Here is a 15,356-nt window from a genome sequence, read left to right on the forward strand (position 1 = left end):
ATGTTGTTATGACGTGCTTTCTGTGGTATATTTATAGAGAATTGTCATTGATGATAATTCTCCATTCACGAGAAGAATGGAAATATTTTTGGAGGTGTAAAAATGGCTAATAAAGCTGACTTAGTACAAAAAGTAGCTGAATCAACTGGTGAATCTAAGAAAAATGTTCAACCAGTCGTCGATGCAGTATTTTCTTCAATTGAAAACTTTTTAGCTGATGGGGAAAATGTTCAAATTATCGGTTTTGGTAATTTTGAAGTACGTGAACGTGCCGCTCGTAAGGGACGTAACCCACAAACCGGTGAAGAAATTCAAATTCCAGCAAGTAAAGTACCTGCATTTAAAGCAGGTAAAGGTTTAAAAGACGTTGTTAAGGGCTAATCTTCCTTAACTTGAAACTGCCAAGTTCTCAGAAGGACTTGGCAGTTTTTATTTATTACTTATCGGTAGGGTTAAGCTTTATATCTATGCTAAAATAAACAAATATGGAGGTTAGCATGAAGGAATTATATGAAGAAATCACCGAACTGATTGTTCAAGAAAAATATGACCAAGCCCAAGAAAAATTAGCGGACTTGCTTAACCAACTGATTAAAAGGGGAAGTAAGGAAGATTTTGCTCAGCTGGGCTATAATTTCCAACAACTTGGCTTTATTCCCTATGCCAAAGCCATTTATCAGGAAGCCGCTAAGCGTTATCCCGGTGAAGCCACCTGGCCTTTGCTATTGGGAGAATTGGCTATGGACGATGGTCGCTATGAAGAGGGCTTGGATTACCTACTCAGTATTGATCCAAATGATGATTTATATCTGGAAGCCTTGCTATTGGAAGCTGACGCTTATCAAATGCTCAGTCTACCTGAAGTTAGTCTGGCTAAATTGAAGGAAGCCAACCAACTGGCTCCTGGTCAAGAGGCGATAGAATTTGGTATGGCTCAATTAGTCTTTACTATGGGGGACTTCAAAGAAGCCCTTAAACTTTACCATGACCTAAGTCAAAAGGAGGGCCTGAGCCCTGAAATTAGAGAAGAAGTAAAAGATAACTATCAGTATGCCCTAGTTGCTACCGGTCAATATGACAAGGCGGCTCAGCTGCTTTCTAATAAAGAAAACAGCGCACTGAGCCAGGCTGAGAAGGAACAATTAGCCTTTCTCGCATACCACGACGAGGATTATAGCTATTGTGACCAATTACTAAGTCCTCTCTATGAAAATAATTTGCTAGATCCTTCCTATTACCTACTTTTAGCCAAGTGTAAATGGGAGCTTCATGAAAGCGATCAGGCTCTAAGAGTCATTAATGAAGCCATTAGTAAGGACCCTTATGCCAGCGTCTTATACATGGAAAGAGCAAATTTCTATTTCTATCTTAAGGAATTCAAGCGGGCCCAAGCAGACTATGAGAAGGTCCTAGAAGCTGATGAGGATAATATCAGAGCTTATCAACAATTATTACGTTTGGCGTTAGACTCTGATAATGAGGATAGGGCTCAAGAACTTATTGAGTCCATGAAGGATAAGGGGATCAGTGATGGAAATAGTCACTGGTTAATGGCCCAGTTCTATAATCAAACGGAAAATTATGATCAAGCCCGAAAATATTATGACCTGGCTAGTCGCGATTTAAAAGATGATAATGACTTCTTAGTGGATTATATCTATTTCTTAAGGGAAGAGGGTCAATTTAGAAAAATTGTCAAACTATTAACTGATAAACCAGAACTCAAGCAATCCTCAGCGCTTAGCTCAGTTATCGACCAAGTAAAAGACTGGGAACAAGAGCTTTAAGTCATGCTATAATGGTGCATATGAAGATTGATAGTGAAAGGAAGCGATCAAGATGAAGGTAATGGTTACTGGTTTTTTAGGAAAAATGGGACAGACGACTGTCAATATGATTAATGAAAGTGATGACTTTACGCTAGCAGCCCTCGTTAACCATCATTTAGACCAACATCAAGACGACTTGGAAACTTTTAAAGGCTTGGCGCCAATTTACTCTAGTTTGGAAGAAGCCCTAGCCGAAGTTGAAGTTGATGCTGTGGTTGACTTTACCCATCCAAGTGTGGTATTTGATCATTGTAAAACTTATATTGAACATAATATCCATCCTATCATTGGGACTTCAGGTTTAGAAAGTGATGAAATAAACCGCTTACAAGCTCTAGCCAGTGAAAAGAAACTAGGTGGAGTGATTGCACCTAACTTTGCGATTTCATCCGTCCTCATGCAACTATTTAGTCAAGAAGCAGCCAAATATTTGGACCATGTCGAAATTATTGAATTGCACCATGCGCAAAAAGCGGATGCGCCTAGTGGTACCGCCATTAAGACAGCGGATTTAATCCATGAAAGTCAAAAGCAAAAAGGGGATATTGTTGTTAACCGTAATGAATCTTTAGCTGGGGCTCGTGGGGCTGATTATAAGGGGATTCCTATTCATAGTGTCCGTTTGCCTGGCTTAAATTCGCATCAAATTGTTCAATTTGGTGCGCCAGGAGAAGGTTTGACCATCCGCCAAGACTCCTATAACCGTGAATCTTATATGCATGGTGTTGCTCTTGCTCTAAAGGCTTGTGAACAATTAGAGGAATTTGTCTACGGATTGGAACACATTTTATGATTATTGATAATAGAGAATTTCAAAAAGCCTTACCGGTTTTAAAGAAAATAGAGACTTTCGGTTACCAAGCCTACTTTGTCGGAGGCTGTATCCGTGATGCTTTATTGGGATTGGCTAGTCATGATGTCGACATCGCTACCAGTGCTTTTCCTGAAGAAATTCAGGCAATCTTCCCCAAACATTTTGATGTAGGCCTAGAACATGGAACGGTTATGGCTTATTTCAATGGAGACACCTATGAAATCACTACCTTTAGAACGGAATCTGAATATGAAGATTACCGCCGACCTAAAGAGGTAACTTTCGTTCGCTCCCTAGAGGAAGACCTTCTTCGCCGTGATTTTACGATTAACGCAATGGCCATGGATTCTGAAGGGCAGTTAATTGATTATTTTCAGGGTCAAGAAGATTTAAAAGCAGGGCGTTTACGTGCGGTCGGGAAGGCTCATGACCGCTTTCAAGAAGACGCTCTGAGGATGATGCGGGCAGTGCGCTTTGCTAGTCAATTAGGTTTTGACCTTGAGCTTGATACTGCTCAAGCTATAAAGGAGTCAGCGCCCTTACTTGAAAAAATTGCTGTCGAACGGATAGAGACAGAGATGGCTAAATTATGGCAAGGCCAGCACTGGCAAGCCGGCCTGACCGATTTTATTGATTTACAGCTCTATCGTTACTGTCCACTAACCGAAAATGGCCAAGACACCTTCCAAAAGATGTTGGATGTCTTGAGTCCTGAGCAGGTTTTTCCTAGTGATACTTTTGCTTGGGCAGTTTATTTTTTCCTGGCTAAGTGTGACTTGCAATTTATTGATGACTCTACCCGGGCTTGGAAAATGTCAAATAAACAGAACCGGTTAATTAAGGAATATTTCTTAGCTTTAACCGCCCGTCAAGAAAGTCAATCTGCTTGGACAGCGCAATTACTCTATCGTTTTGGCTTAAACACAGCTCAAACAGTGGAAAATTTCATTCAAGCAGAAGGCCAGGCTAAGAGTGAATTTGCTCGCTATTTTCCTAAGAGTGAAGCCGGGCAAGTGGAAGCCATATGGGAAGCGCTGCCTATCCATAGCCGTAAAGACTTAGCCCTTAATGGCCGCGATATTATTGCTGACTTAGCCCCGAATGATAAACGCCTTATTGGCCAGTATCTTAATCAGGCTGAAGCAGCTGTTGTTGCTGAACAATGTCCTAATAGCAAGGACGACTTACTAGCCTATTTGAAAGCCAATCAATGAACTGAAAATAAAAGGAGTGTACGGTAGATGCCTGTTAAATATGCCGTGGTTGATTTAGAGACTACCGGTACCAAATATAACCGTGGCGACCGCATTATTCAAATTGGGGTTGTTTTTTTAGAAGGGCAGAAAAAGATTGGTGAATTTAAAAGCAATATCCAGCCACTCATCCCTGTTCCTAAAAATATTAGCGATTTAACTGGTATCCAGACTGAAGATTTACGGGATGCCCCCCTATTTGAAGAGATTGCTCCAGACCTCTTTCAACAATTACAAGATTGTGTCTTTGTGGCCCACAATATTAATTTTGATTATAAATTTCTTAGTGCTTCCTTTGAAGGCGTAGGCTTACCGGCTCTTGACCTAGAGGGGATCGATACAGTGGAATTAATCCGCGTCCTATATCCCCAGGCAGCCAGCTATAAGCTAGGAGATTTTTCTCTTGACCATGGCATTAATCTAGTGAAGGCCCATACTGCTATTGAAGACGCCCGGGCCACTGCTCAATTACTAGTCCAAGTCATGGATAAAGTGGCCAGCCTCCCTGAATCTTTATATAAAGCAATGCATCCCTGGTTAAAATTTTTTATTCGGCAAAGCGGGAAATATTTCAACTATTGGTATAATCACGCCCATTGTCAAAGAAATAAGGGCCTGATCCGTGGATCATTTACCCTTAATCCTGAAATTCATGAGGGCCTATACAGGCCGATAGCTGGTACAGAAGGAGACCAAGATAGTGGTCATCTGAATATCCAAGAGGATGTAATGAATTTCTTTGACCAAAATAGTGAGCAATTTGCCTTTTTGAAAGCCAATTCGGGCCAAGGAAAAACCTATAACAGTATCTTAGGTCAATTACAAGTTGCTTCTAAGACTGGGAAACATTTAATCGTATCTTTTCCCAATAATGTCATGATCAGACAATGGCAAGAAGATCACCTGCAAGAATTGGTGAATCAATTGGGACGAAGGATACAAGTGGCGGTCTTAAAAAGTAAGGACCATTATCTCGATTTAAACACCTTCCAAGCTTATATCAATTACCTGAAGGCTAAGGAAAATCATGTTTCTAAAAATGAAAGTATGTTTACCTTGTCCTTATTACTTTGGGTAAGTGAGACGCAAACAGGAGATTTAGCGGAATTAAATCATGGCTTGAGACAATCTCCCCTCTGGGAACAGTGGGATAATCTGGCACTCTATCAGAATCGTTATCATAGTGACCAGATGCCTATGCAGTGGAATTATTACCAACACCAATTACACTTAGCCAAAAAGGCTGATATTATTTGGACTAACCACGCCTACTTAATTCGCCATAAAGAGGACCTAGTGGCTAAGAACTTATGGACTAAGGCAAGCGATCTGATTATTGATGAGTGCCACCAGCTCCCACAAATTATCGAAAAAGATCTCGCTGTTCATCAGAATTTGGCAGACATCAATGATTACTTAAACCAACAAGAGTATTTTTTTGGTCAGTTAACGGACAAGTATTATCTTGATACCAGTAATCGAGCAATTGAAGAAGTCCTATACACTTGGCAAGACCAACTCCAAAATGCTCTTAAAACCTTTGACCATGTCCTGGATGAATTATTGAATCATGACAGTCATGAAGCCGTTTATTTTTCTGGAACTGATCCTCGTTTATATAATACTTATTTACTTTTTGCCCAATTGTGGGAAGATCTCAAAGGGGTTCAAAGAGTCTATGGCACTAGTTTAGCGATGGCGCAAAAAGAAAAGTTATTAAAGCAAAATCACATACAAAAATGGCTACAAGCCTTGGGGCTGGGTCAAAAAATTATCGAAGATATTCAGAAACTGTTTACCAATAAGAAAGATTATTATTATATAATTAGCTATCCAGAAAATTATCCTCGAGTTAGCGCTTATCCTAAGGCGGTAGCAGACTTTATGAGTGAAATTTGGGAAAAGTGTCCGAGTCAGGTGCTATTCCTATCGGCTACAGTTAACTTGCCAGAAAGTCGACGGAGTCTGGAAAGCATGTATGGGATAAAAAAATATCATCTCTATACTTATCCAATTGATCAGACGATTTATGCCAATAAAGGCTTGTATATTCTTAGCGATTACCCCTCCCTCCATGATTTATCGGAGACGGAATCGATCCACTATTTAGCAGAGATTTTACAGGCGCTATTGATTAACTGGGATAAGAAAATTTATCTCATGCTCAATTCCAAACAGCTATTGGCTGCCTTAAATCATTTTATTCAAGAATCTTGGTCGGAAGAACTCATCGCTGTCACTTTTATTCAGGGGAAAAAATATGGCCACCAAGATGCCATCAGTCGCTATAATGATAGTCACCATGGCCTCCTGATCGGATTGCAAGCTTTGACTGAGGGCCTACATTTACCATCTCATAGTGACTATTATCTGCTAGCGAGATTACCTTTTCGCTCGCCAGATGAAGTGAGGGAGCAAGCCCGTCGTGACTACTGGGAGGAGCGTAATCAGAGTTATTTCTACCAAGAATCCTTACCACAAATGCTCTTACGTTTCAAGCAGAGTTTAGGACGTATGCTAAGTGATCAAGCGCCAGCCGCCTTTATTGTTTTAGATAAGCGGCTCTTTTACAGTTCTTATAAGGATGCGATTGATAAGGTAATTGGGGATGAACTAAGAGTAGAAGAAGTCAGTTTAGACGCTATTCTCAAGTCTGACTAAAGGAGAGACCTATGACAAGAAGATTAGCAAATGCATTTCTTGTGTGTTTAATTATTATTAATTTTGGCTTATTTACGATTTTCTTCAATTCACAAAAACCAATTATTCAAGAGGAAAAACAGTTAATGACTATGGCTCGAGAAGATATTGGTTTAAAAAATATGGGGAAATTTTATGTTTTAAATAAGGATCACACGACTTATACTATCCAAGGAGCGAATGACCAAGGTGAGCTCATTTATTATGCCTATCAACCGGAAACTAATAAAAAAATAACCGGCAAGGTGAATGAATTAGTCAATGAACAAGAAGCTAAGTCATTGACCTTAAATAATGTGAATACCCAAGAGGTCAAAGAAGCCCGGATTGGAATTGAAGATGACCAATTGGTATGGGAAGTTTCCTTTATTAACCAAGATGGACACTTGGGCTATCATTATATTAATGCAGCGAGTGGCCATTGGTATGAAACCATAGATAAATTATAGGAGGAAAGCTAGCATGTTTTCGAAACGCGCTTTAGAATTAAAAGAATCAAGTACCCTTAAAGCCAGTGATCGCGCCAAACAATTAAAAGCTCAAGGCAAGGATATTATTAGTTTAACCTTAGGAGAGCCAGACTTTCCTACGCCTAGTCCAATTGTTGATTATGCTAAAGCAGCATTAGAGCAAGGGAAAGGCCACCATTATACGCCAGCTGGAGGACTTTTAGAAGTTAGAGAAGCTATTGCTAAATTTCATCAAGAAAAAGATGGGGTGCCTTATACAGCTGATCAAGTCTTTATTGCTAACGGCAGCAAGTTAGTCCTTTATGATTTGTTCCAAATTCTCTTAAACCCAGGCGATGAAGTTATTGTGCCAAGTCCCTATTGGGTGAGTTATGAAGAACAGATACGCCTAACTGGGGCCAAGGCGGTTTTAGCTCAAACTGATGCTGACAATGATTTCCGCTTAACCCCAGAAATTATTGACCAATACCTCACTCCAAAAACAAAGATTTTGCTGCTTAATTCACCGGCTAATCCGACCGGAACGGTTTTAAGTAAGGAAGAGTTAGCGGCTATTGCTGACTACTGTTTGAAGCACAATCTATTGATGATTGCTGATGAAATTTATAGCCAGTTAGTTTATAACGGCAACCAGTTTTATTCTCTTGCTGCTATAAGCCCAGAGGCTCGTGCCAATACCATTGTGGTGAATGGTATGTCAAAGAGTTATGCGATGACTGGTTGGCGCTTAGGCTATTGTTTGGCTGATCAAAAAATTATAAAAATGCTCAACAAATTAGCGGGCCAAATCAGTGGTAATGCAGCTGGTGTGAGCCAATACGCGGCTTTAGGGGCCTTTAAGAGCGGTCCGGAATTGGTTGAATCCATGCGTTCAACCTATGAAGACCGTCTAAATAAGGGCTATGAGGCCGTAATCAATTTACCAGGTTTTGAACTAGCTAATAAACCCCAAGGGGCCTTTTATCTGTTTCCAAAATGCCAGCAAGCTGCTTTAAGCTGTGGTTATGATAGTGTCGATGATTTTGTCATGGCGATTCTAGAAGAAGCCCACGTTGCTTTGGTAGCGGGATCCGCCTTTGGCATGCCAGAACATGTCCGTTTATCTTATGCGACTGATGAGGATTTATTCTTAGAGGCAATTGAGCGGATTAGTAGCTTTATGCAAGAAAAAATGAATTAAGAGGGTGGACTTTAGTGGTTGAAAGAAAACAATATACGGTTCTACAGACCAGCTTATTAGAAAACTATCAAGCGCTCTCTTTGAGCAATGAGGAAGTGATGTTTCTCATTCATATTGTCAGCTTTCAGCAAATGCAAGATGATTTTCCACCGATTCAAGCCTTACAAAAGCGTATGGGCTATAGCCAGGGTGAAACTTATGATATGATTCAGAATTTGATTGATAAAAAATTCTTATCAATTGAGAGCGAAGAAAGTGACCAGGGTCAGCAGATTGAATACTATAGCCTAGACTTGCTTTATCAAAAATTAGAGCGTTTATTTGAAGAAAACCATGCCAAAAAAGAGAAACAAGCGGAAGAGAAGGCTGAAGGGTCGATCTTTCAAATTATTGAACAAGAATTTGGTCGTCCCTTATCGCCGATCGAATACCAGCAAGTGGCGGCTTGGTTTAGTGAAGACCACTATGATGTGGTAACGGTAAAGGCAGCCATTAAAGAAGCGGTTTTGAATGGCGTATTAAATTTGCGCTACATTGACCGCATTCTAATCAATTGGCAAAAGCAAAATAAAAAAGGTAACGTCGAGACTAGTCCGAACTACCGCAATGCTAAAATTCGTCAGCAAAACAATGACCTCCCCCCAGTCCCTATGACTAAGGTTATCAATACACCTGATGATGAGTGAGAAAAATAGAAATCCTAGCATAAGAAAACCGCAGGCAATCATTAGCTGCGGTTTTTTTGTTTATGCAATTTATTTTTTAAAGTAAGTGGTGCTATGAAGAGGGGCTAGTTTTTCCTCGGGGTAGAGGTAGTGGGTGATGGCGTTGATGGCTGTTGGTGCCTCACCGAAGCCACTAGCGATTAACTGGGTTTTACCTGTATAAGTACAAATATCACCGATGGCGTAGACCCCTGCCAGACTCGTTTGCATGTGTTCATTAACAGGAATACGTTGGCTGAGAGACTCGATAGGCCATGACTTAAAGGCATTGATATTTGCTTGAAAACCATAAGAAGAAATAATACTGTCTAGCTGGAGGATCCTGCTTTCCTGACTGCGACTTTTGGTCAACAAGAGTTCTACCTGCTGGGACCCTTCGAGGGCATGAATGGCCTTAGCTTGGTAGGGAGTAAGAATTTCAACATTGCTTTTAGTCTTCAATTGCGCTTGACTAAATTCATGGCCACGAAATCTATTTCGGCGATGGACCAGATAAAGCTTCTTGGCGTACTGGCTGACTAATAGAGCATTATCTAAAGCGGTATCGCCTCCCCCTAAAATAGCAACTGCTTGACCCTGAAAATCTTGAGCCTGATTAACGGTATAAAATAACTTGTCTCCTTCAAATTCAGCTTCATTTTTAATATTTGCCGAACGTGGTCTAAAAGCGCCGCCCCCAGCGGCAATTAAGACGGCTCGGCTATAAAAGCATGCCTTTTGACTTTTTAAGGAAAAGTAGTCCCCTTCATCAGTGATTTCAGTGATGTCATGGTTAAAGTGAAAGCTAGTGGTCGAAGCAAAGGGCTTCACTTGTTCCATTAGTGCTTGACTGAGTTCCTTACCCGTAATTTGCGGAAGGGCCCCAATATCAAAAATCGCCTTGTCAGGATACAAGGCGTGGGGCTGTCCGCCAACTTGAGCAAGACTATCAATAATTTGTACAGAAAGCTGACGCATTCCTGCATAAAAGGCGGCGAATAAACCACTGGGTCCAGCGCCAATAATAGTTAAATCTTTGATGTTTTTTTCTGTCATTAAATCATCCAATCAAAATAAAAAAAGATAAAGCGAATAAAAAAGGCAACACCGACCCCAGCGACAAAGCCCCCAAAGACTTCCGAAGGTTTATGCCCAAGATAATCATCGATAACCATATTTTGGTCATCAATCTGATCTAACTTCTCATTGATTTGACCATCCTCTTCACTAACATAGTGTTCACGTAAAATGGCCAATAACTCTCTAATCAGAATGCCTTGTTCACCACTTTGTCTTCTTACCCCCATGGCGTCGAACATAACGATTAACCCATAGGCCGTTGCTATGGCAACGTAGGGAGACAAAAAGCCTTCTTGAAGGATGAGGGAAGTGATTAAGGCGGTTACCGCGGCGGTATGTGAACTGGGCATGCCACCGGTCGTATGGATAATAGAAAGTTTGGTTTCCTTTTTTCCCATAAAGAGATAGGCAATCGGGTATTTAATTATTTGGGTGAAAATAATTGCTACAATCGTGGCAGTTAAGGGGAAATTTTTCACTGGAATGTTTCCTCTCTAATATTAACTAGTGTAATCTTATCATGAATTAGAAGGCTAGAAAAGTTTTTTAGGACCCTGAGAAAGTTTGCTGCTATTGAAAGTCTTCTATACAAAAATTTGCGATCTTGGTACAATTAAACTAAGGAGGTAAATAATGAACTATCTACAACTGGAAAGCAATGATCAGAATCCTACCGCAACAATTAAAACCACTTTAGGGGATATTACCCTCACTCTATACCCTGAGGTAGCGCCCAAGGCAGTGAAAAACTTTATTGAACTGAGTCAATCTGGGTATTATGACGGGGTTATTTTCCACCGGGTCATTCCAAACTTTATGATTCAGGGTGGCGACCCAACCGGAACGGGTAGAGGGGGAGAAAGTATCTACGGCAGTGCATTTGAAGATGAGTTTTCTAATCAAGTCTTCAACTTTAACGGAGCTCTCTCCATGGCTAACGCAGGGCCAAATACCAATGGCTCGCAATTCTTTATCGTCTCTGCTCAAGAAGTGCCCCAAGCCATGTTAGACCAGATGAAGGCACTCTCTTGGCCTGAAGACGTTATTGAGAACTATGCACAAAAGGGTGGAACCCCTTGGCTCGATCACAAACATACGGTATTTGGTCAAGTAGTCGATGGGATGGATGTTGTCTATCAGATCGAAGCAGTCGAGCGAGACAGCCATGATAAACCCTTAGAAGATGTTTCAATTGTTACGATTGATATTGAAGGCCTTGATCAGTAATGGAGCGTCAAGAAAACTATCGGATTGGCGATGTTCTTAATGGAACAGTGACTGGCATTCAATCCTATGGTTTATTCATCAAATTGGACTCTCATTGTCATGGCTTGGTTCATATTTCTGAGGTTGACCATGGCTATGTCACCAATCTCGAAGAACGTTTTTCAATTGGTGACCAGGTTAAAGTAAAAATCATCGATATCGATGAATACACCAAGAAAATCAGTTTATCGATTCGGGCCCTTAAAGCAACCAACACCCCAAATTTTCCAGCGCGGATAAAGAAACCCAAGCGGCGTCACACACCACAAATAGGTTTTAAAACAATCAATAAAAAAATGCCTGAGTGGATTGAAAACTCGTTAGCGGATATCCATTCAGGAAAGATTAAAGATTATCGATTGGAGGAATAACATTGTCTACATTAACTTTTGATTATTCAAAAACACAACACTTTATTCAAGATCATGAATTAGACTATTTACAACCCTTTGTGACCGCAGCAGACAAGATGCTACGTGAAAAGACAGGACAAGGTGCTGATTTTACGGATTGGGTAACTCTTCCAGCAGACTATGACAAAGAAGAATACGCCCGCCTAAAAGCAGCTGCCAAACGTATCCAAGCCGACTCTGATGTCTTAGTGGTGCTTGGAATAGGTGGGTCCTATTTGGGAGCCAAAGCAGCCATTGACTTTTTAAGTCATCAATTTATTAACTATTTCCCAGCTGATAAAAGGGACTATCCTCAAATTTTATTTGCCGGTAACAGTTTAAGCTCAACTTACCTTAGCGAATTAATTGAAGTGATTGGTGACCGTGATTTCTCAGTCAATGTTATTAGTAAATCAGGAACTACTACTGAAACAGCCATTGCCTTTAGAATCATTAAGCAATTACTAGAAGATAAATATGGCAAAGAAGCTGCTAAACAACGGATTTATGCGACAACTGATAAAGCAAAAGGTGCCCTACGAGAAGAAGCCGATAAAGAAGGCTATGAGACCTTTATTATTCCTGACGGGGTTGGGGGACGTTTTACCGTTCTAACACCGGTAGGGCTTTTACCAATTGCGGTGAGTGGTGCTGATACAGATGCCCTCCTTGAAGGGGCTAAGCAAGCCATGGAAGACCTATCAGACGCAGACTTGAAGAAAAATAGTGCCTACCAATATGCAGGCCTAAGAAACATCCTTCACCGCAAGGGTTATGACACTGAAATCTTAGTGAACTATGAACCAAAGATGCAATACTTTGCAGAGTGGTGGAAACAATTATTCGGTGAATCTGAAGGAAAAGACCAAAAAGGGATTTATCCATCTTCTGCTAACTTCTCCACCGACTTGCATTCGATTGGGCAATCTATCCAAGACGGAAAACGGAACCTGATGGAAACAGTTATCAAAGTGGATACACCTGAAAGAAATATTGATATCCCTCGCTTAGACAGTGACTTAGATGGACTTTCCTACCTAGAAGGCAAGGACTTGGACTATGTAAATACTAAGGCTTTTCAAGGAACCTTGTTAGCCCATACGGACGGTCGCGTACCTAACTTTGTGATTCACCTAGAAAAAATGGACGCTTATCATTTAGGTTACATGATATACTTCTTTGAATTGGCAGTAGGGATGAGTGGTTATCTCAACGGCGTTAATCCATTTAACCAACCTGGCGTAGAAGCATATAAGAAAAATATGTTTGCTTTACTCGGAAAACCAGGATTCGAGGATTTAGCTGATGAACTTAACCAACGCTTAGATTAATTTAAAACTAATAATCACTTTTATTAATTAAACTAATAGGCTATAAAAACTGAAAAATCAGGCTTTTAGAAGAGGAGTTTCATCAAGAAGCTTCTCTTTTTTATTTATTTCAAACTTTTTTGGAAAAATCTATTGACTTTGATAGCAAAACATTATATTATATTTCTTGTCGCTGATGAGCGGAGCAAAACACAGTTGTTAAATCTTTGCTCGTTCTCAAAGAACTAATAAAATTTATTTCTTCATTTTGAGAGAAAATTCAACAATAAAAAATAAATTTAAAAAAGTTCTTGACAAAGAGATAGTGGTTGCGGTATGATAATTAAGTCGCAACAAGCGATATAGACCTTTGAAAACTGAACAAAGAAGACGAACCAAATGTGTAGGGCATCAACATTTTGTTGATGAACCAACAATTCAAACAATAAGTCTAGACCAGACTATAACTAGTCAGCAAACAAATGAGCTATCAACGCTCATGATTCTTTCATGAGAGTTTGATCCTGGCTCAGGACGAACGCTGGCGGCGTGCCTAATACATGCAAGTCGAGCGAACCGACGAAGTGCTTGCACTTCTGACGTTAGCGGCGGACGGGTGAGTAACACGTAAGGAACCTACCGATAAGCGGGGGACAACATCCGGAAACGGGTGCTAATACCGCATAGGAAACACCACCTCATGGTGGTGTTTGGAAAGACGGCTTTGCTGTCACTTATCGATGGCCTTGCGGTGCATTAGCTCGTTGGTGGGGTAACGGCCTACCAAGGCAATGATGCATAGCCGACCTGAGAGGGTAATCGGCCACATTGGGACTGAGACACGGCCCAAACTCCTACGGGAGGCAGCAGTAGGGAATCTTCCGCAATGGGCGCAAGCCTGACGGAGCAACGCCGCGTGAGTGAAGAAGGTTTTCGGATCGTAAAGCTCTGTTGTAAGAGAAGAACAAATTGGAGAGTAACTGCTCCAGTCTTGACGGTATCTTACCAGAAAGCCACGGCTAACTACGTGCCAGCAGCCGCGGTAATACGTAGGTGGCAAGCGTTGTCCGGATTTATTGGGCGTAAAGGGGGCGCAGGCGGTTTCTTAAGTCTGATGTGAAAGCCCACGGCTTAACCGTGGAAGTGCATTGGAAACTGGGGAACTTGAGTACAGAAGAGGAAAGTGGAACTCCATGTGTAGCGGTGGAATGCGTAGATATATGGAAGAACACCAGTGGCGAAGGCGACTTTCTGGTCTGTCACTGACGCTGAGGCCCGAAAGCGTGGGTAGCAAACAGGATTAGATACCCTGGTAGTCCACGCCGTAAACGATGAGTGCTAGGTGTTGGAGGGTTTCCACCCTTCAGTGCCGGAGTTAACGCATTAAGCACTCCGCCTGGGGAGTACGGCCGCAAGGCTGAAACTCAAAGGAATTGACGGGGACCCGCACAAGCGGTGGAGCATGTGGTTTAATTCGAAGCAACGCGAAGAACCTTACCAAGTCTTGACATCCTTTGACCACTCTAGAGATAGAGCTTTCCCTTCGGGGACAAAGTGACAGGTGGTGCATGGTTGTCGTCAGCTCGTGTCGTGAGATGTTGGGTTAAGTCCCGCAACGAGCGCAACCCTTATTGTTAGTTGCCAGCATTCAGTTGGGCACTCTAGCGAGACTGCCGGTGACAAACCGGAGGAAGGCGGGGATGACGTCAAATCATCATGCCCCTTATGACTTGGGCTACACACGTGCTACAATGGATGGTACAACGAGCAGCGACCTTGTGAAAGCAAGCGAATCTCTTAAAGCCATTCTCAGTTCGGATTGTAGTCTGCAACTCGACTACATGAAGCCGGAATCGCTAGTAATCGCGGATCAGCACGCCGCGGTGAATACGTTCCCGGGTCTTGTACACACCGCCCGTCACACCACGAGAGTTTGTAACACCTGAAGTCGGTGAGGTAACCTTTGGAGCCAGCCGCCGAAGGTGGGACAGATGATTGGGGTGAAGTCGTAACAAGGTAGCCGTAGGTGAACCTGCGGCTGGATCACCTCCTTTCTAAGGATATATTCGGAATACATATTTGAATCTTCTTTGTTTAGTTTTGAGAGGTCTATCCACATGGTTGATGGATTTAACCGGGCCTGTAGCTCAGCTGGTTAGAGCGCACCCCTGATAAGGGTGAGGTCGATGGTTCGAGTCCATTCAGGCCCATTACATGTTTATTATATGACCATAACTCATACCCGGGGGATTAGCTCAGCTGGGAGAGCGCCTGCTTTGCAAGCAGGAGGTCAGCGGTTCGATCCCGCTATCCTCCATTGCAACGGAAACGTTGCAGATTTGTTCTTTGAAAACTGAA

Annotated in this window: 13 protein-coding genes, 2 tRNA genes and 1 rRNA gene; 14 read left to right on the forward strand and 2 right to left on the reverse strand. The window is 41.7% G+C overall.

The window, feature by feature from the left end:
• Positions 1-102 precede the first annotated feature (102 nt).
• The 8 genes from DBT50_RS03375 to DBT50_RS03410 all read left to right on the forward strand — a co-directional run bounded on the left by DBT50_RS03375 (position 103) and on the right by DBT50_RS03410 (position 8,932).
• A complete protein-coding gene (locus DBT50_RS03375) occupies positions 103-381 on the forward strand; it encodes an HU family DNA-binding protein (RefSeq protein WP_013669777.1) in 279 nt (92 codons plus the stop codon).
• A 116-nt stretch (positions 382-497) separates the two neighbouring features.
• Positions 498-1,787, forward strand: a complete 1,290-nt coding sequence (locus DBT50_RS03380) for a tetratricopeptide repeat protein (protein WP_181566147.1) — start codon at positions 498-500, stop codon at positions 1,785-1,787.
• 46 nt (positions 1,788-1,833) lie between these two features.
• Positions 1,834-2,622 carry a 4-hydroxy-tetrahydrodipicolinate reductase gene (gene dapB, locus DBT50_RS03385; RefSeq protein ID WP_198434803.1) on the forward strand — a complete coding sequence of 263 codons (789 nt, stop codon included), beginning with the start codon at positions 1,834-1,836 and terminating at the stop codon, positions 2,620-2,622.
• Positions 2,619-3,857 (forward strand): CCA tRNA nucleotidyltransferase, encoded by a 1,239-nt coding sequence (locus DBT50_RS03390; RefSeq protein WP_224786510.1) that lies wholly within the window; start codon positions 2,619-2,621, stop codon positions 3,855-3,857. Before dapB ends, DBT50_RS03390 begins: the two co-directional genes overlap by 4 nt.
• Before the next feature lie 27 nt (positions 3,858-3,884).
• Complete coding sequence (locus DBT50_RS03395; protein WP_111853478.1) at positions 3,885-6,557, forward strand: exonuclease domain-containing protein; 2,673 nt, start codon at positions 3,885-3,887, stop codon at positions 6,555-6,557.
• A gap of 11 nt (positions 6,558-6,568) precedes the next feature.
• Positions 6,569-7,045 (forward strand): cell wall elongation regulator TseB-like domain-containing protein, encoded by a 477-nt coding sequence (locus DBT50_RS03400; RefSeq protein WP_111852753.1) that lies wholly within the window; start codon positions 6,569-6,571, stop codon positions 7,043-7,045.
• Positions 7,046-7,058: 13 nt separating this feature from the next.
• Positions 7,059-8,246, forward strand: a complete 1,188-nt coding sequence (locus tag DBT50_RS03405; protein ID WP_111852752.1) for a pyridoxal phosphate-dependent aminotransferase — start codon at positions 7,059-7,061, stop codon at positions 8,244-8,246.
• A 14-nt stretch (positions 8,247-8,260) separates the two neighbouring features.
• Positions 8,261-8,932 carry a DnaD domain-containing protein gene (locus DBT50_RS03410; protein WP_111852751.1) on the forward strand — a complete coding sequence of 224 codons (672 nt, stop codon included), beginning with the start codon at positions 8,261-8,263 and terminating at the stop codon, positions 8,930-8,932.
• A gap of 69 nt (positions 8,933-9,001) precedes the next feature.
• Here DBT50_RS03410 and DBT50_RS03415 read toward each other — a convergent pair whose 3' ends face one another.
• Entirely contained in the window at positions 9,002-10,006 is a 1,005-nt protein-coding gene (locus DBT50_RS03415; protein WP_111852750.1) for an NAD(P)/FAD-dependent oxidoreductase, read from the reverse strand.
• Positions 10,006-10,509 (reverse strand): divergent PAP2 family protein, encoded by a 504-nt coding sequence (locus tag DBT50_RS03420; RefSeq protein ID WP_070559043.1) that lies wholly within the window; start codon positions 10,507-10,509, stop codon positions 10,006-10,008. The genes DBT50_RS03415 and DBT50_RS03420 overlap by 1 nt, the downstream gene beginning before the upstream one ends.
• A 154-nt stretch (positions 10,510-10,663) precedes the next feature.
• On the opposite strand from DBT50_RS03420, the gene DBT50_RS03425 reads away from it, so the two are divergent.
• From DBT50_RS03425 to DBT50_RS03450, 6 genes are all read left to right on the forward strand, one after another.
• A complete protein-coding gene (locus DBT50_RS03425) occupies positions 10,664-11,257 on the forward strand; it encodes a peptidylprolyl isomerase (protein ID WP_111852749.1) in 594 nt (197 codons plus the stop codon).
• Entirely contained in the window at positions 11,257-11,667 is a 411-nt protein-coding gene (locus DBT50_RS03430; protein ID WP_111852748.1) for a CvfD/Ygs/GSP13 family RNA-binding post-transcriptional regulator, read from the forward strand. Before DBT50_RS03425 ends, DBT50_RS03430 begins: the two co-directional genes overlap by 1 nt.
• A 2-nt stretch (positions 11,668-11,669) precedes the next feature.
• The gene (locus DBT50_RS03435; protein ID WP_111852747.1) at positions 11,670-13,019 is read left to right on the forward strand and encodes a glucose-6-phosphate isomerase; all 1,350 of its coding nucleotides are present in this window, start codon (positions 11,670-11,672) and stop codon (positions 13,017-13,019) included.
• A 485-nt stretch (positions 13,020-13,504) separates the two neighbouring features.
• Positions 13,505-15,052: ribosomal RNA gene (locus DBT50_RS03440) — 16S ribosomal RNA — on the forward strand.
• A gap of 82 nt (positions 15,053-15,134) precedes the next feature.
• Positions 15,135-15,208: transfer RNA gene (locus DBT50_RS03445), tRNA-Ile, on the forward strand.
• A gap of 34 nt (positions 15,209-15,242) precedes the next feature.
• Positions 15,243-15,315 (forward strand) — tRNA-Ala (locus tag DBT50_RS03450).
• The last annotated feature ends 41 nt before the right edge of the window (positions 15,316-15,356 follow it).

Origin of the sequence: Aerococcus tenax (genome assembly GCF_003286645.3) — a bacterium.
GTDB lineage: Bacteria > Bacillota > Bacilli > Lactobacillales > Aerococcaceae > Aerococcus > Aerococcus tenax.